Annotated in this window: 19 protein-coding genes and 1 pseudogene; 13 read left to right on the top strand and 7 right to left on the bottom strand. The window is 72.6% G+C overall.

Annotation, left to right across the window (positions count from 1 at the left end):
- Positions 1-253 precede the first annotated feature (253 nt).
- A complete protein-coding gene (locus FB470_RS24575; RefSeq protein WP_306995227.1) occupies positions 254-1,753 on the top strand; it encodes a M1 family metallopeptidase in 1,500 nt (499 codons plus the stop codon).
- A gap of 20 nt (positions 1,754-1,773) precedes the next feature.
- On the opposite strand, the pseudogene FB470_RS35995 reads toward FB470_RS24575, so the two are convergent.
- Together FB470_RS35995 and FB470_RS24565 are read right to left on the bottom strand one after the other, a co-directional pair.
- Positions 1,774-2,445 (bottom strand): annotated as a pseudogene (locus tag FB470_RS35995) (transposase).
- Positions 2,446-2,572: 127 nt separating this feature from the next.
- Positions 2,573-4,018 (bottom strand): aldehyde dehydrogenase, encoded by a 1,446-nt coding sequence (locus tag FB470_RS24565; protein WP_306995223.1) that lies wholly within the window; start codon positions 4,016-4,018, stop codon positions 2,573-2,575.
- A gap of 182 nt (positions 4,019-4,200) precedes the next feature.
- On the opposite strand from FB470_RS24565, the gene FB470_RS24560 reads away from it, so the two are divergent.
- From FB470_RS24560 to FB470_RS24525, 8 genes are read left to right on the top strand one after another with little or no spacing between them, the layout of a single operon-like run.
- The gene (locus FB470_RS24560; RefSeq protein ID WP_306995222.1) at positions 4,201-5,013 is read left to right on the top strand and encodes a 2-keto-4-pentenoate hydratase; all 813 of its coding nucleotides are present in this window, start codon (positions 4,201-4,203) and stop codon (positions 5,011-5,013) included.
- Positions 5,010-5,780 (top strand): 2-keto-4-pentenoate hydratase, encoded by a 771-nt coding sequence (locus tag FB470_RS24555; RefSeq protein ID WP_306995220.1) that lies wholly within the window; start codon positions 5,010-5,012, stop codon positions 5,778-5,780. Before FB470_RS24560 ends, FB470_RS24555 begins: the two co-directional genes overlap by 4 nt.
- Before the next feature lie 12 nt (positions 5,781-5,792).
- Positions 5,793-5,993: a tautomerase family protein gene (locus tag FB470_RS24550; protein WP_306995218.1), complete on the top strand. Its 201-nt coding sequence runs from the start codon at positions 5,793-5,795 to the stop codon at positions 5,991-5,993.
- On the top strand, positions 5,990-6,706 hold the full coding sequence (locus FB470_RS24545) for an alpha/beta fold hydrolase (protein WP_306995216.1): 717 nt from the start codon (positions 5,990-5,992) through the stop codon (positions 6,704-6,706). Before FB470_RS24550 ends, FB470_RS24545 begins: the two co-directional genes overlap by 4 nt.
- A complete protein-coding gene (locus FB470_RS24540) occupies positions 6,703-7,203 on the top strand; it encodes an aromatic-ring-hydroxylating dioxygenase subunit beta (protein WP_306995214.1) in 501 nt (166 codons plus the stop codon). Before FB470_RS24545 ends, FB470_RS24540 begins: the two co-directional genes overlap by 4 nt.
- 12 nt (positions 7,204-7,215) lie before the next feature.
- Positions 7,216-8,226 (top strand): amidohydrolase family protein, encoded by a 1,011-nt coding sequence (locus FB470_RS24535; protein ID WP_306995213.1) that lies wholly within the window; start codon positions 7,216-7,218, stop codon positions 8,224-8,226.
- Positions 8,223-9,533, top strand: a complete 1,311-nt coding sequence (locus FB470_RS24530) for an aromatic ring-hydroxylating oxygenase subunit alpha (RefSeq protein WP_306995211.1) — start codon at positions 8,223-8,225, stop codon at positions 9,531-9,533. Before FB470_RS24535 ends, FB470_RS24530 begins: the two co-directional genes overlap by 4 nt.
- Before the next feature lie 35 nt (positions 9,534-9,568).
- The gene (locus FB470_RS24525) at positions 9,569-10,357 is read left to right on the top strand and encodes an IclR family transcriptional regulator (RefSeq protein ID WP_306995209.1); all 789 of its coding nucleotides are present in this window, start codon (positions 9,569-9,571) and stop codon (positions 10,355-10,357) included.
- Here the strand turns inward: FB470_RS24525 and FB470_RS24520 are convergent.
- On the bottom strand, positions 10,339-11,181 hold the full coding sequence (locus tag FB470_RS24520; RefSeq protein WP_442320138.1) for a 2-keto-4-pentenoate hydratase: 843 nt from the start codon (positions 11,179-11,181) through the stop codon (positions 10,339-10,341). The two genes, FB470_RS24525 and FB470_RS24520, sit on opposite strands and share 19 nt — an antisense overlap.
- A 129-nt stretch (positions 11,182-11,310) precedes the next feature.
- Between FB470_RS24520 and FB470_RS24515 the strand changes: the two genes are divergently transcribed.
- The 4 genes from FB470_RS24515 to FB470_RS24500 are packed head-to-tail and all read left to right on the top strand — an operon-like array spanning position 11,311 to position 15,283.
- Positions 11,311-12,384 (top strand): class III extradiol ring-cleavage dioxygenase family protein, encoded by a 1,074-nt coding sequence (locus FB470_RS24515; protein ID WP_306995207.1) that lies wholly within the window; start codon positions 11,311-11,313, stop codon positions 12,382-12,384.
- Positions 12,381-13,385 (top strand): NAD(P)/FAD-dependent oxidoreductase, encoded by a 1,005-nt coding sequence (locus FB470_RS24510; protein ID WP_306995205.1) that lies wholly within the window; start codon positions 12,381-12,383, stop codon positions 13,383-13,385. Before FB470_RS24515 ends, FB470_RS24510 begins: the two co-directional genes overlap by 4 nt.
- Positions 13,386-13,400: 15 nt before the next feature.
- The gene (gene fdxA, locus FB470_RS24505) at positions 13,401-13,742 is read left to right on the top strand and encodes a ferredoxin (RefSeq protein WP_306995203.1); all 342 of its coding nucleotides are present in this window, start codon (positions 13,401-13,403) and stop codon (positions 13,740-13,742) included.
- Positions 13,743-13,756: 14 nt separating this feature from the next.
- Positions 13,757-15,283, top strand: coding sequence for an aldehyde dehydrogenase (NADP(+)) (locus FB470_RS24500; RefSeq protein ID WP_306995201.1), 1,527 nt, complete (start codon positions 13,757-13,759; stop codon positions 15,281-15,283).
- Between the two features lie 61 nt (positions 15,284-15,344).
- On the opposite strand, the gene FB470_RS24495 is transcribed toward FB470_RS24500, so the two are convergent.
- The 4 genes from FB470_RS24495 to FB470_RS24480 form a co-directional block, all read right to left on the bottom strand.
- Positions 15,345-16,373, bottom strand: coding sequence for an ester cyclase (locus FB470_RS24495; RefSeq protein WP_306995199.1), 1,029 nt, complete (start codon positions 16,371-16,373; stop codon positions 15,345-15,347).
- A gap of 205 nt (positions 16,374-16,578) precedes the next feature.
- Positions 16,579-17,205 (bottom strand): TIGR03085 family metal-binding protein, encoded by a 627-nt coding sequence (locus FB470_RS24490; RefSeq protein WP_306995197.1) that lies wholly within the window; start codon positions 17,203-17,205, stop codon positions 16,579-16,581.
- Between the two features lie 727 nt (positions 17,206-17,932).
- Positions 17,933-18,529, bottom strand: a complete 597-nt coding sequence (locus FB470_RS24485) for a ClpP family protease (RefSeq protein WP_306995196.1) — start codon at positions 18,527-18,529, stop codon at positions 17,933-17,935.
- Positions 18,530-18,702: 173 nt separating this feature from the next.
- The gene (locus tag FB470_RS24480; RefSeq protein WP_306995195.1) at positions 18,703-19,119 is read right to left on the bottom strand and encodes a DUF5709 domain-containing protein; all 417 of its coding nucleotides are present in this window, start codon (positions 19,117-19,119) and stop codon (positions 18,703-18,705) included.
- Positions 19,120-19,172: the final 53 nt, after the last annotated feature.

The raw sequence follows: 19,172 nt of genomic DNA, 5'->3' as shown, positions 1-19,172 counted from the left end.
CGCATTACTCGTCTAGCCCCGGCGGAGCCCCGGGGGACGGCGGGCGCCGTTTTTCGGCGACGACTCGAGCCCGGCTGCCGGTTTCCCGCGACGTCGCGGGAAATCCGCCTCAGGTCGTAGGGGACACCGACCGAAAGAACGATCTTTGCCCGCCCGGCATGACAGGGCGGGCGCCGGCTGGCTCTAATGGGAACTGTCCGTTGTCGGGGTGCGAAAGGACAGTGCTGCCATGCGAGGGAGAACGTGGGCTGCGGTGACCGTGTTGCTGGTCGCCACGGCGAGCCCGGTCGCCGCGGGCGCCGCCACCGGCTCACCGGGAGCGGCCACGGCGGGCGACCGGTTGATCCCCACCCTGGGCAACGGAGGTTACGACGCGCGGGACTACGACGTCAGCTTCGACTACGAGCCCGGGACCACCACGATGCGCTCCTCGGTGGAGATGACGGCGTCGGCGACGCAGAACCTGTCGTCGTTCAGCCTCGACTCGGTCGGTCAGCGGATCGGCTCGGTGACCGTGAACGGCGCGCCGGCCGCGTTCCGCCTCGACCCCGGCCACGAAAAGCTGCTCGTGACCCCGTCGAGGACGCTGCACCGGGGACGGGAGTTCCGGGTGCGGATCGACTACACGGTGGACCGGGGCGTCAACCCGGCGCCGGCCTATTACGGCCTGCCCCCGGACGAGCCGTCACCGTTCGTGTACTGGGCGAAGAACGACGCCGGTTTCGCGTTGTTCGGGCAGCCGGACCGGGCACACCTGTTCGTCCCGAGCAACGACACCCCTGGCGACAAGGCGCGGTTCACCTTCCGCGTCACCGTCCCGGAGGACCGGCAGGTGGCGGCGAACGGAACCCTGCGTTCGGTCACGACGCGCGCCGGGGCGAAGTCCTATGTGTACGGAACAGCCGAGGAGATCCCCACCAACGTGGTGCAGGTCGCGGTGGGTCACTTCACGACGTTGCGGCAGACCGGACCGCACGGCCTGCCGATCGTCAGCCAGGTGCCCGTGAGCATGGGTGACTACCACGTCCCCGAGGCGGTGACCCAGCGGTACGGCATCACCGACGCCAACATCATCAGCCGCGTCACCGAAGCGGCCCAGCGGACGCCGGAGCAGGTCCGCTGGCTCGAGGACGCCCTGGGCCTGCCGTTCCCGTTCGAGAAGTACGGTGTGCTCGGCATCACCAGCCTCTACAACAACGTCGCACTGGAAACCCCGACGCTGTCCACGTTCGGCGCGCCGTTCCTGGCCTTGCCGCCCGAGGCTGAGTCCCCCACCATGGTGCACGAACTGGTCCACCAGTACTTCGGTGACGCGGTCTCGCCCGCCATGTGGGACGACATGTGGCTCAACGAGGGGCACGCGGTGTACTACGAGCGGCTCTACTCGTCCGACCAGGGCTATGCGAACCTCCTGGACGCGCTGCGCCAGGACTACGGCAACGACCAGGGAGTCCGGGACAGCGACGGTCCGCCCGCACACCTGAGGAACGCGGGCGGCATCCTGCTCGGCACCGACGTGCCCGGCGCGCTCGCGCTGTTCGCCCTGCACGAAACGGTCGGGCAGCAGACGTTCGAGCGGATCGAGCGCGATTTCTACCTGACCTACCGGGGCCGCTCGGCGACCACCGCCGACTACATCGCGACGGCGAACAGGGTTTCCGGGCAGGACCTCACGCCGATGCTGACGGCGTGGCTCTACGGGGCCGAGACGCCGCCGATGCCGGGCCACCCGGACTGGACGACCACGTCGTAGATGAGTAATTCCGATCTCGGTTAGTGGTCGTAGGCGATCAGGGATCGGGTGGTGGATTGGCCGGTGGCGCGGTGGTGCCAGATGGCGGCGGTGAGCGCGAGGAGTCGTTGGGCGGCGCGGGCGGCGACGCCCTCGATGGTGCGGCCGCCGTGTAACTCGAGGTCGAGTTGGCTTTTGAGGGTGGCGTTGACCGACTCGATGAGTTGGCGGACCGGTTTGAGCAGGTGTTGGGCCGGGTGTGGGGTGCGGTTGCGGTAGGCGGGGCGCAGCAGCCGCACCCCGCGGTCGGCGAGATAGCGGTCCAGGTCTTGGGAGACGTAGCCCTTGTCGGCGAGGATCAGCAGTCCCGGCCGGTCGTGGAGCAGCGCCCGATCGGCGTCCAGCACGGCCATCAGCACCGGACGCTCGTCGAGTTCAGGGTCGGCCAGGGCTCAGGTGACCGGTAACCCGGCCGGGGTGCAGATCAGGTGCAGGCGCAGGCCCCAGAAGAAGCGGGAGTGGCTGGCGCAGTAGCCGTAGCCTGCCCAGCCGGCCAGGTTCGAGCGTTGCACCGTGGGGCGGGAGCGTGCGCATTCCGGTGTCAGCGATTCGGCATCCGACAGCCGCGGCGGCCTCCCCACACGAACGGACCTACCCAGATGGTCATCGATCTTGACGTACAGTGCAGTCGCCCATCTCCACACACCACCCAGGGTTAGGACTTACTCGTCCAGCGGGTTGGCGACGGGCCACGGCACGGTGATGTGCCGCGGGCCGTCGCGCCGGATCAGCTGGTGGCACGGGCCGGTCACCGCCTCCGGCGTCGTCGGCCCGGGCGGATCACCTCTGGTAGATCGACTTGGTCCGGTAGTAGGAGGCGAGCCCGTCCGGTCCGAGTTCGCGGCCGAGCCCGCTCTGCTTCACGCCGCCGAAGGGGGCGCTCAGGTCGGGCAGGTAGCCGTTGATGCCGACGGTGCCGGTGCGGATCCGCCTGGCCACGTCCAGCCCGCGCTCGACGTCGCTGGTCCAGACCGTGCCCGCCAGCCCGTAGTCGGAGTCGTTGGCCAGCGCCACCGCCTCCTCGTCGCCGTCGTACGGGGTGATCGTGAGCACCGGCCCGAAAATCTCCTCACGGGCGATGGGCCACCGGTTGTCCACATCGGCCAGAACGGTGGGCTGCAGGAACCAGCCGCCGCCCAGCCCCTCGGGCCGGGCGCCACCGGTGACCAGGCGGGCGCCGTCGCTGATGCCCTGGGGGATGGCCCGCTCCACGTTGTGCCGTTGCCGCTCGGACACCAGCGGCCCGATCTGGGTGTCCGGCTCCAGCGCGTCACCCACGGTCAGGGAACCGGCGAACGCGGCCAGCGTCTCCACGACCTCCGCGTAGCGGCTGCGCGGCGCCAGGACGCGGGTGGACAGGAAGCAGGTCTGCCCGTTGTTGATCAACATGGACCCGAACAGCGCCTCCCCGGCGCGGCCGAGGTCGAGGTCGGCGTCGTCGAGGATGACCGCCGCCGACCGGCCGCCCAGCTCGAGGATCACCGGCCGGATCAACGGGCCGCAGATCCCCGCGATCTGCCTGCCGATCGCGGTGGAGCCGGTGAACGCCACCATGTCCACCCCGGGATGACCGACCAGGTAGGCACTCGCGTCGGCCTCGGCGGGCAGCACGTTGAGCACACCCGCCGGCACCCCCGCCTTCATCGCCGCCTCAGCCACCGCGCGGGTGTCCAGCACCGTCTGCGGCGACGGTTTGAGCACCACGGTGCAGCCGGCGGCCAGCGCCGGTGCGTACTTCTGCGCGGCCAGCGCCTGGGGGAAGTTCCACGGGGCCACGGCGGCCACGACGCCGGCGGGCTCGCGTCGCACGTGCGTGGTGCCGCCGAACATGCCGGGACGGCTGGTCTCCACCGCCTCCGACCGCAGCAGCCCGGCGTAGTAGCGGATCATCGCCACCGGGAATACCGCCTCGATCTGCGTGGAGACCGTGATCGGCATGCCGTTCTGCTCGCTCACCGTGCGGGCGGTGGACTCACTGACCGCCTCCAGCTCCGCGGCCATCCGCTCCAGGACGTCCGCGCGTTCGTCGGGCGGCCACACCGACCAGCCGGCCGGATCGTCGAAGGCGGCACGGGCCGCCCCCACCGCCCGGTCGACGTCGGCGCGATCCGCGGACACCGCGGTGCCGATCGGTTGCCCGGTGCTCGCCGAGAGGACGGAAATGGTCGCCGTTGCGGCCGAGTCCGTCCATTCGCCACCGATGAACAGGGATTCGCTGGTCGTCATTGCCCACTCTCCCAAGAGAAGCGATCGTGGGCGGAAGCATGCTTCACCCGGCCGGGCACTCTCCAGACACCGGTCCACTGGGCGGTCCGGCGCGCGGAACCTCCACTCACGACCGCGCCCCACAGGTCCACTGAGCGGACCGTTGTGCTGATCGCGGCCACGACGCCGCCGACGCTGACCGCATGGCACTCACTGAAGACGACGTCCGGCGGCTCGCCGACGAACTGTGGGACGCGGAGCGGCGTTCGGCCCCGGTCACGCCCATCAGCGACCGGCACCCCGGCGCCGACATCGACGACGCCTACCGCATCCAGCTGGAGGGCATCCGGATCCGGACCGCGGCGGGGGACGTGGTGCGCGGCCACAAGGTCGGGCTGACCGCCCGGGTCATGCAGCAGCAGTTCGGCGTGAACCGCCCCGACTTCGGTCACCTGCTCGGCTCGATGTTCCACCCCGAGGGCGAGCCCCTGCCGGTCGGCTCGCTGATCGCGCCGCGGGTCGAGCCGGAACTCGCGTTCGTGCTGCACACGCCGCTGGAGGGCCCGGGGGTGACGGTGGCCGACGTGCTGGCGGCCACCGCGTTCGTGCTGCCCGCGCTGGAGATCATCGACTCCCGCATCCAGGACTGGCGGATCGGCATCGTCGACACGGTGGCCGACAACGCGTCCTCGGCCAAGGTGGTCCTCGGCGGCACGCGCACACCCCTGACCGGCCTCGATCCGCGCCTGATCGGGGTCGTGCTGCGCCGCAACGGGGAGATCGTCGAGACCGGCGCGAGCGGCGCCGTGCTGGGCAACCCGGCGCAGGCCGTGGCGTGGCTCGCCAACACCATCGCCGGCCACGGTGGGGTGCTGCGGGCCGGCGACCTGATCATGCCCGGCACGTGCACCCGCGCGGTGGACATGCAGCCGGGCGACACGGTGCGCGCGGACTTCGAGCACCTGGGCCACGTCGGCGTCTCGTTCAGCGCCGCCGCCGAGGGGGTGGCGGCATGAGCGACGTGCGGACCTGGGCGGCCCGCCTGGACGACGCCGCGGTCAGCGGCACCACCGTGGCGCCGCTGACGGGTGACGGACTCGCCGATCTCACCACCGCCTACCAGGTCCAGAACGCCCTGATCAAACTCCGCCAGGGACGCGGGGAGCGGATCGTCGGCGGCAAGCTCGGCCTGACCAGCAAGGCCAAGCAGATCGCGATGGGCGTGGACAAGCCGCTCTACGGCGTGGTCACCAGCGGGATGGTGCGCGCCTCCGGCACCCGCCTGCCGCTGAAGGAGCTGATCCACCCCCGGGTCGAGCCCGAGATCGCGTTCGTGCTGGGCGCGCCGTTGGAAGGCCCCGGGGTGACGGTGGCCGACGTCCTCGCGGCCACCCGCTACCTGTGCCCCGCGCTCGACGTGATCGACAGCCGCTACGAGGGGTTCTCCTTCAAGCACCTCGACGCGATCGCCGACAACGCCTCGTCCGCCGCGTTCGCGCTCGGTGACGACCTGGTCGAACCGCAGGGCGACCTCGCGCTCACCGGCTGCGTCCTGGAGGTCGACGGGCAGGTGGTCCAGTCGGCCGCCGGTGCCGCGGTCATGGGACACCCCGCCGCCGCGGTCGCGTTCATGGCCAACCAGCTCGTGGCCGCGGGCGGGCGGCTGGAGGAGGGCTGGGTGGTGTTGTCGGGCGGGCTCACCGCGCCCGTGCCGCTGCAGCCCGGGTCCACGGTCACCGCCACGGTCAGTGGTCTGGGCAGCGTCACCCTCGGCGCCGAATAGGGAGGAAACACCATGCCGTTCATCCAGATCAACCTCGGGGAAGGCCGCACCGCCGAGCAGAAGGACAAGCTGATCCGCGCCGTCTCCGCGGCGGCCGCCGACGCGATCTCGGTGCCGGAGGCCTCGGTGCGCGTGTGGCTCGTCGAGGTTCCGGCCACCGAGATCCTCGTCGGGGGCCAGACGCTCGCCGAGCGGCAGGCGGGCCGGTCATGACGCACTTCGTGCTCGTGCACGGCGGCTGGCACGGGGCCTGGTGCTGGGAGGACCAGGTCCGCGAGCTGCGGGCACGGGGCCATGAGGCCACGGCCGTCGACCTGCCCTCCGACGACGTGACCGCGGGCGCCGCGCGCTACGCCGAGGTCATCGCCGCTGCCGTGCGCGAGCCGGGCCGCGACGTCGTGGTCGGGCACTCGCTCGCCGGACTGGCGATCCCCCTGGTGCCCGACCTGACCGAGGTCGGTGCGCTGGTGTTCCTCGCCGCGTTGCTGCCCGAACCGGGACGCTCCTGGCGCGAGCAGCTCGCCGCCGGCCGCCCGATGGCCGACTGGTTCTACGCCGAGGCTATGCCCGAACAGGGCCGGGACGACCAGGGCCGCTCGACGTGGCCCCCGGACATCGCGGCCGAGCTGTTCTACCACGACTGCCCCCGGCCGGTCGCGGAAACGGCCGCCCGGCGGCTACGTCCCCAGTCCCCGGCGCCGATCGCCGAACCGACCCCGTTGGCCGCCTTCCCCCGCGTCCCGATGCACTACGTCGCCTGCCGCGGCGACCGGGCCGTGTCCGGCGAGTGGGCGCGGCGCACCGCCCGCGAGCGGCTCCGCGTGGAGGTGACGTGGATCGACGGCTCGCACAGCCCGTTCCTGGCCGACCCCGCGGGGCTGGCCGACCTCCTCATCTCCCTCACTCCCCCTCCGGAGGACCGATGACCGGCATCGCCGCCGCACCCGCCACGCTGCAGCACGACGTGGAGCAGTTCCTGTACCGGGAAGCCTCGTTGCTCGACGAGTGGCGGCTGGACGAGTGGTTCGCGCTGATGCACCCGGAGGTGGAGTACCGCGTGCCCGCACCGGGCTCCGACCACCTCGACCCGCGGCACACCCTGCAGGTGATCCACGACAACCACACGCGGCTGAGCGGGCGGGTGACCCGGCTGAAGAGCAAACACGCCCACGCCGAGAGCCCGCACTCGCGGACCCGGCGGTTCGTCACCAACGTCCGCGCCGAGGCGCAGGAGGGCGGTGCGGTCGTCGCGCACGCCAACTTCCACGTCATGCGCACGCGGCTGGGCCAGCTCGACCACTTCCTCGGCGCCTACCGCTACGTCCTGGTGCCGGGCGCCGAGGGTTTCCTCGTCCGGGAGCGGGTCGCGACCCTCGACCACGGGATCGTCGAAGCCGGCGGCACCGTGTCGATCATCCTGTGACGGAGGTGCGCCGTGCTCGACCTGCACACCCACGTGGTGCCCGCCCGCACACCGTTCCTGGACCGGCTGACCGAGGCCGACGCCAGGTGGGCCCGGCTCCGGCAGGAGGGTGCGACCGGCGACGTGCTGGTCGCCGGCGAGGTGTTCCGGACCGTCGCGCGCGTGGCCTGGGACCTCGACGCCCGGCGCGCGGCCGCCGAGTCGGCGGGCGGCACCGGCCAGCTCCTGTCGGCCATGCCGGAACTGCTCGCCCCGTGGGCACCGCCGGACCAGGGCCTGGCCTACGCGCGGGCGTTCAACGACTGGCTCGCCGGCGAGATCCGGGGCCGCCGGGACTTCTACCGCGGTCTCGGAGTCGTGCCGCTGCGGGACCCGGACGGGGCCGCGGGCCTGCTGACCGAGATCGCCGACGCCGGCCTGATCGGCGTGGAGGTGCCGGCCAGCCCGCCCACGGCACCGCTGCACGCGCCGGACTGGGCCGGGTTCCTGGACGAGGCGCAGCGGCTGGGTCTGCTCGTGTTCGTCCACGCCACCGGTGGCCCGGCGGTCGAGAGCTACCCGCACCCGATGGCCGCCAACGGTGTGGTGTTCCCGGCGACCATCGGCATGGCGATCGGCGGTCTCATCGCCACCGGTGCGCTGGCGGTGCGGCCCGGCCTGCGTGTCCTGGCCAGCCACGGCGGCGGGGCGCTGATGACGGAGCTGCCCCGGATCGACTTCCTGCGGAGCATCACCCCGGCCGTGGCCGAGCTGATGCCGGAGAGCGCGGTGGAGTCGGCGCGCCGGCTCTGGTACGACCCCCTGCTGTTCGACGCCGGCCTGCTCCGCCACCTCGTGGACGTGGTCGGGGCCGACCGGATCGTCCTCGGCACCGACCACCCGTTCATGCCCGTAGACCGCCTCGGGTTCCTCGACGAGGAGATCCTGCCCGCCGGGTTCGCGACCGCGGTCCGGACGACCAACCCCGCGGCGCTGCTCGACCTGCTCACCCGTTCTTCTGGCAAGGGAGCTGGACCACGATGACCTCCGAACTGCTCACCCCCACCACGGCGCGCACCGGCCCGGCCGCGATGGTCGACGACCGCCCCGGCGAGGGATTCTTCCGCGTCAACCGCACCGCCCTGGTCGACGAGGAGGTGTTCGCCGAGGAACGGAAGGCGATCTTCGACAAGTGCTGGCTCTACGTCGGGCACACCTCGGAGGTGCCCGGCCCCGGCGACTTCCGTGCCCGGACGGTGGCCGGACGCCCCGTGGTCCTCTGGCGCGGCAGCGACGGCCGGGTTCGCGTGTTCCTCAACGCCTGCCGTCACCGCGGGGCACAACTGTGCCGCGTCCCCGAAGGCACCGCGCGTGGGATGTCGTGCTTCTACCACGCGTGGACCTACTCCAACGACGGGCGCCTGACCGCGCTGCCCGACGCCGACGGGTACGGGCCCGGCTTCGACCGCGACCGGTTCAGCCTGAACCGCCCGCCCCTGGTCGACGAGTACCGCGGCTTCGTCTTCTGCTGCTTCGACCCCGAGGCGACCGGGCTGCCCGAGTACCTTGGCGGCGCCCGGGAGTACCTGGACCTGGTCGCCGACCAGTCCGACGAGATGGAGGTGGTCGAGGGCCTGCACGAGTACTCGATGGAGGCGAACTGGAAGCTGTTCGTGGAGAACAGCCTCGACGGCTACCACCTGATCCCCCTGCACCGGACCTATTTCGACTACCTCAAGTCCACTGAGGACTCCTACCTCGATCCGCGCAAACCCACCGACGCGCGGGATCTGGGCAACGGGCACGCGGTCATCACCGTCGAGGGCCCCTGGGCCCGTCCGGTGGCCCGCTGGACGCCGTCGATGGGTGAGGAGAACCGGGAGTACATCGAGGGGCGGCGGGCCGAGCTGGAGCGGCGCTACGGCGCCGAGCGGGCGCGGCGCATCTCGATGACCGACCGCAACCTGCTCATCTTCCCGAACCTGATCATCAACGACATCATGGGCATCGCGGTCCGCACGATCACCCCGGTCTCGGCCGGGCGGACCGTTGTGTCCCAGTGGACCTTGGCCACCAAGGGCGAACCCGAGTCGGTGCGGGCCCGCAGGCTCGACTCGTACGTGACCTTCCAGGGGCCCGGCGGTCTGGCGACCCCGGACGACATGGAGGCCTGCGAGTCCTGCCAGGAGGGCTTCGCCACCGCGGCCGAGTCCCCGTGGTCGGACATCTCGCGCGGCATCCACAAGGAAGCCGGCGGTGGTCCCTTCACCGCCGCCGACGAGATCCAGCAGCGCGCGTTCTGGCGCCACTGGCGCGACCTGCTCGCCGCGCGAGGCCCGGAACACGGCTGAGCCGATCGCCGGCGAGGAAGGGATACCCTGCGCAGATGCGCATCAGCGCGGAGGAGGCCGGGGAGCAGCGGTCCGTCGGGGACCGCATGCTCCTCATCCTCGACACGGTCGCCACCTCGCCCGGCGAGGTGGGTCTGAGCGAACTGGCCCGGCGGACCGGGCTGAAGAAGGCCACGGTCCACCGGCTCGCCACGGACCTGGTGGCCCACCGCATGCTGGAGCGCGGCGGGTACGGCTACCGGCTCGGGCTGCACCTGTTCGAGCTCGGTCAGCACGTGCCCGCCTCACGCCGGCTGCGGGCCACCGCCCTGCCGTTCATGTCGGACCTGCTCACCGCCACGGGCGAGATCGTCCAGCTCGGTGTCCTCGACGACACCGACATCGTCTACATCGAGAAGCTCACCGGACGCAACAGCGTCACCGTGCCGTCGTCGGTGGGCTCCCGGCTGCCCGCCTACTGCACCGGCCTGGGCAAGGCGATCCTCGCGTTCAGCGACGACACCGCCGTCGAACGGGTGACGTCGGCGGGGATGCCGTCCCGCACCGGGACCACGATCACCGATCCCCGGCGCTTCCACCGCGAGCTGGCCAAGATCAGGGACACCGGCATCGCCTACGACCGCGAGGAAGGCACGCACGGCATCGTCTGCGTGGCCGCGCCCATCGTGGTGGAGAGCTACGTGGGCCGGGACGGCAACCGCGCGGTCGCCGGTCTTTCCATCACCGGGCCCGCCCGGCGGATGCAGCCGGCCAGGCTGGGGGCGGCGGTGCGCACCGCCGCCCTCAGCATCAGCCGTCTGCTGGGCTACCCGCTGTCGCGCTGACCCGCGTCCCCGGTGTCCGCGTCGGTCTCCCCCGCCGGGCGCTGCACGCTGACCGTCGTCGTCCCGCCGAACCGCGCCGAGATCGTCCCGCCGGGGCGCAGCGCGACCGCGGCCGTCAGGCCGCCGGTGATGACGAGCTCACCCTTTTCCAGGCCCCGCCCGCGCGCGGCGAGCTCGGCCGCGAGCCAGGCGACGCCGTGCAGCGGGTGTCCGGCCGCCGCGGCCGACGTCGCGCTCGCCAGCGCCACGCCGTCCACGGCCAGCTCGACGCTCACCCGGTGGCAGCGCAGCGGGTCGACATCGAGGACACCGCCCACGACGACGCCCGCCGCGGACGAGCCGTCGGCCGTGTTCTGCTCGGCGGTGAAGCGGTACCCGTCCCAGATCGAGTCGACGATCTCCAGGCAGGCGCGCACCTCCCCGACGGCGTCGGCGACCTCGTGCAGCATGAGGCCGGCGCCGGCCAGGTCGCGCGCGAGGACGATCCCGATCTCCGGTTCGACCCGGGGGTGCAGGAAGCCGGCCGCCGTGGCCGGGTCGTGCAGCACCATGTCGTCCAGCAGCGGGCCGTAGTTCGGGGCCGGCACCCCCATCTGGCGGCGCATCACCGCGGAGGTGTAGCCGAGCTTGTAGCCCGCGTGACACCGTCCCTCCGCCAGCCGCAGCCGGGTGAGGTGGTCCTGGACGGCGTAGGCGCCCTCCGGTGACAGCGCCGTCGCGTCCCGGCGCGCGTCCAGCAACCTGCGGTCACGGCGGGCGCGGTGCAGTCGTTCTGCCAGCAGGTCCGCTCGCTCCGCTCGCGGAGCTTCGATCATGTCGGTCACACCGGCCATGGTCGTCCGCGGGAGCTCCCGACGTCCGCTGGTGGTCCACTCGCCGGTCCAACGCATGGCCGCGGGGCGTGGCGGTTCCGAGACTCGGGACCACCACCACTCGATGTCGAGGAGGAACACATGGCCGAGGTACTGGGTCTCGGGGTCACGCACTACCCTCCGCTGAGCGGGACCGACGACAACCTGACGCGCGTCTTCCGCGGCGCGCTGGCCGACCCGAAACTGCCCGCCGAACTGCGGGACCCCGCGAACTGGCCGGAGCGGGCCCGGCAGGAATGGTCCGACGACGAGGGTGTCGCCGCGGGCAAGGCCCACCGCGCCAAGCTGCGCGAGGGGTTCCGGCGGACCCGGGCCGCTCTCGACGCGTTCCAGCCCGACGTCGTGCTGATCTGGGGTGACGACCAGTACGAGAACTTCCGCGAGGACATCGTCCCGCCGTACGCCGTCCTGGCCTACGAGGACAAGGTCGTGCACCCGTGGAAGCACGCCGAAGAGTCGTCGAACATGAAGGGCAAGCCCAACGTGTGGGGCGAGGACGAGAACACCTCGCTGCTGATCCGCGGCCACCGGCCGTTCGCGCGGCACCTGATCGAGAACCTGATGAACCGCGGGATCGACGTGCCCTACGCCTACGAGTCGCTGCACCACCCCGGGTTCGCGCACGCCTTCCTCAACACCATCCTCTACCTGGACTACGACCGCGAGGGCTTCGACTACCCGATCGTGGCGTTCCCGCTGAACTGCTACGGCCGCCGGGTGATCAGCTTCCAGGGCAACATCAGCCCGCTGGGTGTGGAGCGTGAGCTCGACCCGCCGTCGCCGTCGCCGTCGCGGATCATGGAGGTCGGCGCGGCCGTCGCCCGCATCTGCGCGGAGAGCCCGTACCGGGTCGCGCTGGTCGCCAGTTCCAGCTGGTCGCACAGCTTCCTGGTGGACTCCACCTTCCGCCTGTTCCCCGACTCCGCCGCCGACGAGCGCATGTACGCCGCGCTCGTCGACTGCGACTACCGGGTGTGGGAGAACACCACCCTGGAGGACGCGGAGAAGGCCGGCCAGCAGGAGCTGCTGAACTGGTGGGCGCTGCTCGGCGCGATGCGTGAGCTGGACATGAAACCGGCCTGGACCAGCTTCGCGGCCTCGAACATCTTCGTCTCCAACAAGGTGTTCGCCATCTACGACGGGGCGAAGCGGTGACGCGCTGCGACATCGCGGTCGTCGGCGCCGGCCCGGCGGGACTGTTCGCCGCGTTCTACGCCGGGATGCGCGGGCTGTCGGTCGGCCTGGTCGACGCCCTCCCGGAGCCCGGCGGGCAGATGAGCGCCCTGTACCCGGAAAAGCTCATCCGCGATGTCGCGGGGTTCCCCGCGATCAAGGGCCGTGAGCTGGTGCAGGCGCTGGTGGACCAGATCCGGCCGTTCTCGCCCGAGATGCTGCTGGACCACCGCGCCACCGAACTGCACGAGGCGCCCGGCCGGCGGTTCCGGATCGGGTTCGCCGACGGGTCCGCGCTCGACGCCGGCGCCGTGGTGATCACCGGCGGGATCGGCACCTTCACCCCGCGCAAGCTGCCGTGCGGTGAGGAGTTCCTCGGCCGGGGGCTCCGGTACTTCGTCCACGACCCCGCGGAACTGTCCGGCAGCCGGGTCCTCGTCGTCGGTGGTGGCGACTCGGCGCTGGACTGGGCCGAGACGATGCAGCACATCGCGGACGTCACGCTCGTGCACCGCCGCGACGTGTTCCGGGCCCACCGGCACACCGTCGACCAGGTGCTCACCGGCCCCGCGAAGGTGCACACCAACACGGTCGTCGAACGGCTGCACGGCGACACCCGGGTGACCGGCGCCGTGCTCCGCAACGTCGCGAACGGCGAGACCGCCGAGGTGGAGTGCGACCACGTCGTGGCGGCACTCGGGTTCGTCGCCAACCCGGGCCCGTTGCTCCAGTGGGACCTCGCCGTGCGCGACCGCAAGATCGTGGTCGACCCGGCGATGCGGACCTCCCGCCCGGGCGTGTTCGCGGCGGGCGACATCTGCACCTACGACGGCCGGGTGCCGCTCATCGCCGTCGGGTTCGGCGAGGCCGCCACGGCGGTGAACCACGCGGCGGTCTGGCTGGACCCGGCCGCGTCCACCTTCCCGGGACACTCGACGGACGGTCCGGCGCTCGGCGCCGGGCCGGTCCGGGTCCCGGCCTGATTCGAAAGGGAGACCATGCCCTACGTCATCACGGACGCCTGCCTGGACGTCCTCGACCGGTCGTGCACCGAGGAGTGCCCGGTCGACTGCATCTACGAGGGCGACCGCAAGATGTACATCAACCCCGTCGAGTGCATCGACTGCGGCGCCTGCGAACAGGCCTGCCCGATGTCCGCGGCCGTGTCGGACCGGACGCTCGCGGGCACCGACGGCGCGTGGGCCGTCGCCGACAACGCCGCGTTCTTCAGCGAACCCCTGCCCGGCCGCGACGCTCCACTCGGGACCCCCGGTGGCGCCTCGCACCTGGGTCCCCTCGGTGTCGACACCGAGACCGTCGCCGCCCTGCCCCGCCGATGACACGGAGGAGTTTCGTGACCACCCGGGAAAGCCGCCCCGTCGCCGGGACCGATCCCCGCACCGGCTCCCCGCTCGCGCCCGGCGCGGTGGAGACCACCCCCGACGGCCTCGACGAGATCGTGGCGGCCGCCGCGGACGCCGCACCGGCGCTCGAGGCGCTGGGGCGCGCCGGCCGCGCCCGCCTCCTGCGTGCCCTGGCCCGCGCCCTGGACCGAGCGCGCGAGGAGATCGTCGCGGCCGCGGACGCGGAGACCGCGCTCGGCCCGGCCCGGCTCGGCGGCGAACTCACGCGGACGGTCTACCAGCTGGAGTTCTTCGCCGGGGTCCTCGACGACGGCGGTTACGTCGAGGCGACCATCGACCTCGCCGGGGAGACGCCGATGGGGCCGCGGCCGGACCTGCGCCGGATGCTCGTCCCGATCGGGCCCGTGGCGGTGTTCGGCGCGAGCAACTTCCCGCTGGCGTTCTCGGTCCCGGGTGGCGACACGGCGTCCGCGCTGGCGGCGGGCAACCCCGTCGTGGTCAAGGCGCACGGTTCCCATCCGGGGACGTCCCGGCTCGTGCACGAGCTCCTGCAGAAGGCCTTGACCGCGGCCGGGCTCCCGGCCGGGACCCTCGGTCTGGTGTTCGGGCGCACGGCCGGGGAACGGCTCGTCGCCCACCCGGCGATCAAGGCGGTCGGGTTCACCGGGTCGCTGTCCGGGGGGCGGGCGTTGCTGGACATCATCGGCACCCGGCCGGAGCCGATCCCGTTCTACGGTGAGCTGTCGAGCCTCAACGCCCTGGTCGTCACGGCGGCGGCGGCGCGGGAACGGCCGGGCGAGATCGGGACCGGCCTCATCGGGTCGGTCACCGCTTCCTCCGGCCAGCTGTGCACCAAGCCGGGGCTCGTCCTCGTTCCCGCCGGGGCGGACGGCGACGCGGTGGTGGAGGCGGCCAGGTCGGCGCTCGGGGACGCGCCGGTGATCCCGCTGCTCAACCAGCGGATCCACCAGTCCTATCTGGACGGCACCGCCCGTCTGACCGGTGTGCCGGGTGTGTCGACGGTCGCCCGGGGCGTGCCCTCGGCCGGCGGCGGGTTCTGGGTGGCGCCGTGGCTGGCCTCGGTGGACGCCGCGGACATGCCGGACGAGGCGTTCGCCGAGTACTTCGGCCCCGCGGCGGTCGTCGCCCGGTACTCGACGCAGGCCGAGCTGCGGGCGGTGGTGGACCGGTTGCCCGCGTCGCTCACCGCCACGGTGCACCTGGGCGCGGACGAGAAGGCGGACGAGCTGGTGGCGGCGCTGGGCCGGCGCGCGGGCCGGCTGGTGTTCAACGGCTATCCGACCGGGGTGTCGGTGGGCTGGGCGCAGCACCACGGCGGTCCCTGGCCGTCGACCAACAGCCTGCACACCTCCGTGGGTGCCACCGCGATCCGCCGTTTCCTGCGGCCGCTGGCGTGGCAGAACGCTCCGGTGCACCTGCTGCCGGACGAGCTGAGCGACGAGCCGGTGTGCCCGCTCCCCCGCCGCGTGAACGGGGAACTGCGGGTGCCACGCTGACCGCCGCTTCCAGGTGACGGGGAGGGCGCACCGCCACCCGGCGCGCCCTCCCCGCCCGTGCTCAGCTCCCCTCGAGCTGGCCCAGCTGGGTCAGCAGCTCCACCTGGTCGAAGTAGAGGTGGAAGTCCGCGACCTTGCCCTCGGCCACGCGGTGCACTTCGCAGAACGAGACGTCCACCGCACGGTCCGTGGCCGGCAGCTCGCCCTTCGGGGTGCGCAGGGTGCCGGTGTGCGTGCCCTGGAACCGGGCCTCCATGCAGCCGCCGTTCTCGTCGCCGTACCACCGCGTCGGCACGATCCGGTTGTCCGGGAACGCCTCGTGCCACATGCTCCACACGACGTCGAGCGCCTCCCGTCCGGCGAGCCGGAACCCGCCGGGCCCGCGGGCCTCGAACGCGGTCTGGTCGGTCATGCCCTGCCAGCCCTCGCGGTCACCGGCGTTCCACAGGTCCGCCCACCGCTGCGTGATGCTGTTGGTGTCGCCCTCGCGGACGGTGGTGAACACCAGGCGGTACTCCCCCACCGAGCGCACCTGCGCGTGGACCCGCGCGAGCGTGTCGGCGCGCATGCGGGCGACCATGGCGCGCGAGGCGACCAGCTGCTCGCTGGTCTCGTAGGCGGCGATCACCTGGCAGCGCCCGGCTTCGCGGTCGGCGAGCAGCTGGATGCTGCACAGGCCCTCCATCTTCAGGATGCCGGGCAGCGCGGTCTCGCGGAACGCCTGGATCGCCCGCCCGACCTCGGGGGGCGGGCACTCGATGGTCGTCATCCGGATGCCGGCGCCGGGGCCCGGGCGGCTGCGGCGCACGAACACCGGGACCTCGAAGTGGTCGACGGTGACCATGCCCTGCGCCAGCTCGGCCGCCTCCTTGCGGGAGGTCTCGACGGCGTGTTCGGACAGCGTCATGGATTCGGCGGAGTCCCAGTAGGACCCGATGACGGTGATGCCCAGCTCGTCGTTGGTCAGCAGCGCCAGTCCGCGGCTGCCGGCCTGCGCCTCCACGTGGGGGCGCACGGTGTTTTCGATGTACTTCGTGACCTCGTCGTTCCGGGCGGGGTCGCCGATGAGCGTGTTCATTCGGGCGTGCATAGGTGGCTCCCTTGACGTACTGGTGGTGCCCGGAAAGTCCCAGCGTGGTCCTGTCCGGGCGCCGTGCCTAGGGCCGAAAGACCGCGCCGGTCCGCCCGCCGGTAGCGGAAAGTAGCTGCGGGGAACCGGATCGGAGCACCGGGCGAGCCCGCGGCCGGCTCGCTTCCGATGTGGACGCTCGCGGAGGTGCTGTGCGCGCCGGGGCTCAGATACCCCGGCCGGAGGCCTTGAGCCGGTCCACGGCGGCGGAGTCGCCCTCGAAGGAGACGTGCGCGGCGTCGCGGCCGAAGACGAACAGCAGCAGCTCGACCGGGTCGCCGGTGACCGTGACGGTCTGGGCGCCGTTCTTCACCTTGGCCTCGCGGCCGTCGCAGGTGCGCAGGACGACCCCCACGGGGACCTTGCGCAGGTTCACCTTGGCGGCCGTGCGGGCGGCGCGCCAGGCGGCGGCGTCCCGGGCGGGGTCGGCCGGGCGCGGTTCCCAGCCGGGGCGGCCGCGGCGCACGTCCTCGTGGTGGACGAGGAATTCGGCGCTGTTGGTGAGCTCGTCCAGCTTCCCGATCGAGGTCGGCCAGTACCAGGCCGGGCCCCGGCGGATCCGGTCGACCAGCTCGGGCCACGGCTGCGCCGCGACGCCGTCCTGCACCCGCCGGGTGTGCCCGGCCAGGGGCGGCAGGAGGATGCCCAGCGCGGCGTCCGGACGGCTCTCACGCACGACGAGGTGCGCGGCGAGGTCCCTGGTCAGCCACCCTTCGCACAGGGTGGGCGCGTCCGGGCCCGTCTCGTCCAGCAGGCGGCTCAGCGCAAGTCGTTCCTCGGCGGCGACACCCATGACGACCACCCTACCCGCCGGTAGCGCCGAGCGCGGGCCCTCGCCCGCACGGGCAGCGCCACCGCGAGAACCGCGCCCACGAGCACCGCGAGCACGAACCCGGCGGGTAGCGCCCAGCCGACGAGGCCGGTCGCGAGCGCGGTGGGGCAAGGCCGTCAGCAGCAGCGCGGCGAGGGACGCCACGGGCCGGCGGGTGGCGCCCGCCAGGCCGGCGACGGTCACGGCCACCACGGTGGCCCCGCACCCGAGCGGGAACCCGAGCGCGCCACTGAGCGGGGGAACGCTGCGCATGCCCCCAGCGGATCCCGGTCTCGCCGGGCTGGGCCGCGCGTTGCCGTTTCCCGGACGCGACGGGGCGAATCCTGACGCGGTGTTGGGGCGCGGGGGCTGTTCGGGCACCACCGGCACGTGACGCGCCGCCGGCGTCGGGCGGCGCGCCTGGGCCAGCCGCCCCGCCCGACGGCGCACCCGGACCGCAGCCCTCCGCCCCCGGCCGCCCGCGCCCCGGCCCGGGGCGCATCCGCCACAGCACGGCGCGCCGCCCCGAGGCCACCCAGCCACTCGGGCCACCACCGCCTCGCCACCCCACGGCCGCCCGCGCCCCACGCCCCCAGCCGAGCCCGGCTGCCGCCACGGCACAGCCGTCATCCCCCGGCCGCCCGCCACTGCCCGCCACGGCTCGCGAGATCCGGCACGCACGGCCGTCAGGACCTGAAAGCGCGCCGGCCTATGCGCTGACGGCGTCCTCCCCCGCGCCGACGATGTGGTCCACGAACCCGTACGCCAGCGCCTCGTCGGCGTCGAACCAGCGGTCGCGGTCGGCGTCGGCCGTGATGCGCTCCACCGGCTGGCCCGTCTGGCGCGCCGTGATCTCCGCGATGCGGCGCTTCATCTTGCCGAAGACCTCCGCCTGGATCGCGATGTCGGTGGCCGCGCCGCTGATGCCCGCCGAGGGCTGGTGCATCACGATCCGCGTGTTCGGCAGCAGATAGCGCTTTCCGGGCGTGCCGGACGACAGCAGGAACTGCCCCATCGACGCCACGAACCCCAGGCCCCACGTCGACACGTCGGGCTCGATCAGCCGCATCGTGTCGTAGATCGCCATCCCCGCCGTCACCGAACCGCCGGGCGAGTTGATGTAGAACGTGATGTCCTTGCGCGGATCCTCGGCGGCCAGCAGCAGCAACTGCGCCGTGATCCGGTTGGCGACCGCGTCGGTCACCTCGGAGCCGAGGAACACGATCCGGTCACGCAGCAGCTGTTCGTACACCGAGTCGTCCAAAGTGGATCCCGCACTCGCGGAGGGGAGCAATCGCAGAGTCATACCCCGAACCTAAGCGGCGCGAGAGATCCGGAACAGCCGTGTTCGCCCTCAGCGTGCGGAGTTCGCTCCCGGCGATCAGGCCCGGGTCGAGGAGTCCCTTCTCGCGACCCCGGTGGCCCGGTTCGGGCCGGCCCGCCGACGGCGGTCCCGCGCCGCCCGGCGCGGAACGTCGCTCAGCGCTCCTCGACGGGGATGGTGTGCATCGCGGCTTCCTCGGCCGAGGCGCCGGCCCCGTCGATGCCGATGTCGCGCGCGTAGAGGTCCTCGTCCCCGCCGTCGGCGAGGGCGATCAGCCGTCCGGAGCGCGCGTCGCCGACCTCGTCGTCCACCAGTTCGCCGTCGGTGTCGTACGCGTCGCCCAGGCCGTCGCCCTCCGGGTCGTCCCCCTCGGCCAGTTCGCGCGCCAGCCGGGCGTCGAGCCCCTCGCCCGTCACCTCCTCGCGGGCGGTCGTGCCCCAGCCGGACGCCCCCCACGGGCGTTCCGCCGCCGAGTAGCCCTCGTCCAGCGGGTCGGCCGGGCCGGTGGTGTCCAAGGTGTCCGAGGCGTCCAGCTGCTCGTAGACGTCGTCGTCGATCTCGTCGCGGTCCATGGTGCGCTCCCGTTCGTGCAAACCTGAGCAGAGCATGCCACGAACGGGAGCGT

The organism is Amycolatopsis thermophila (assembly GCF_030814215.1).
In the GTDB taxonomy this organism is placed as follows: domain Bacteria; phylum Actinomycetota; class Actinomycetes; order Mycobacteriales; family Pseudonocardiaceae; genus Amycolatopsis_E; species Amycolatopsis_E thermophila.
The sequence above is the reverse complement of the archived record's forward strand: the minus strand, read 5'-3'. Positions and strand labels throughout refer to the sequence as shown.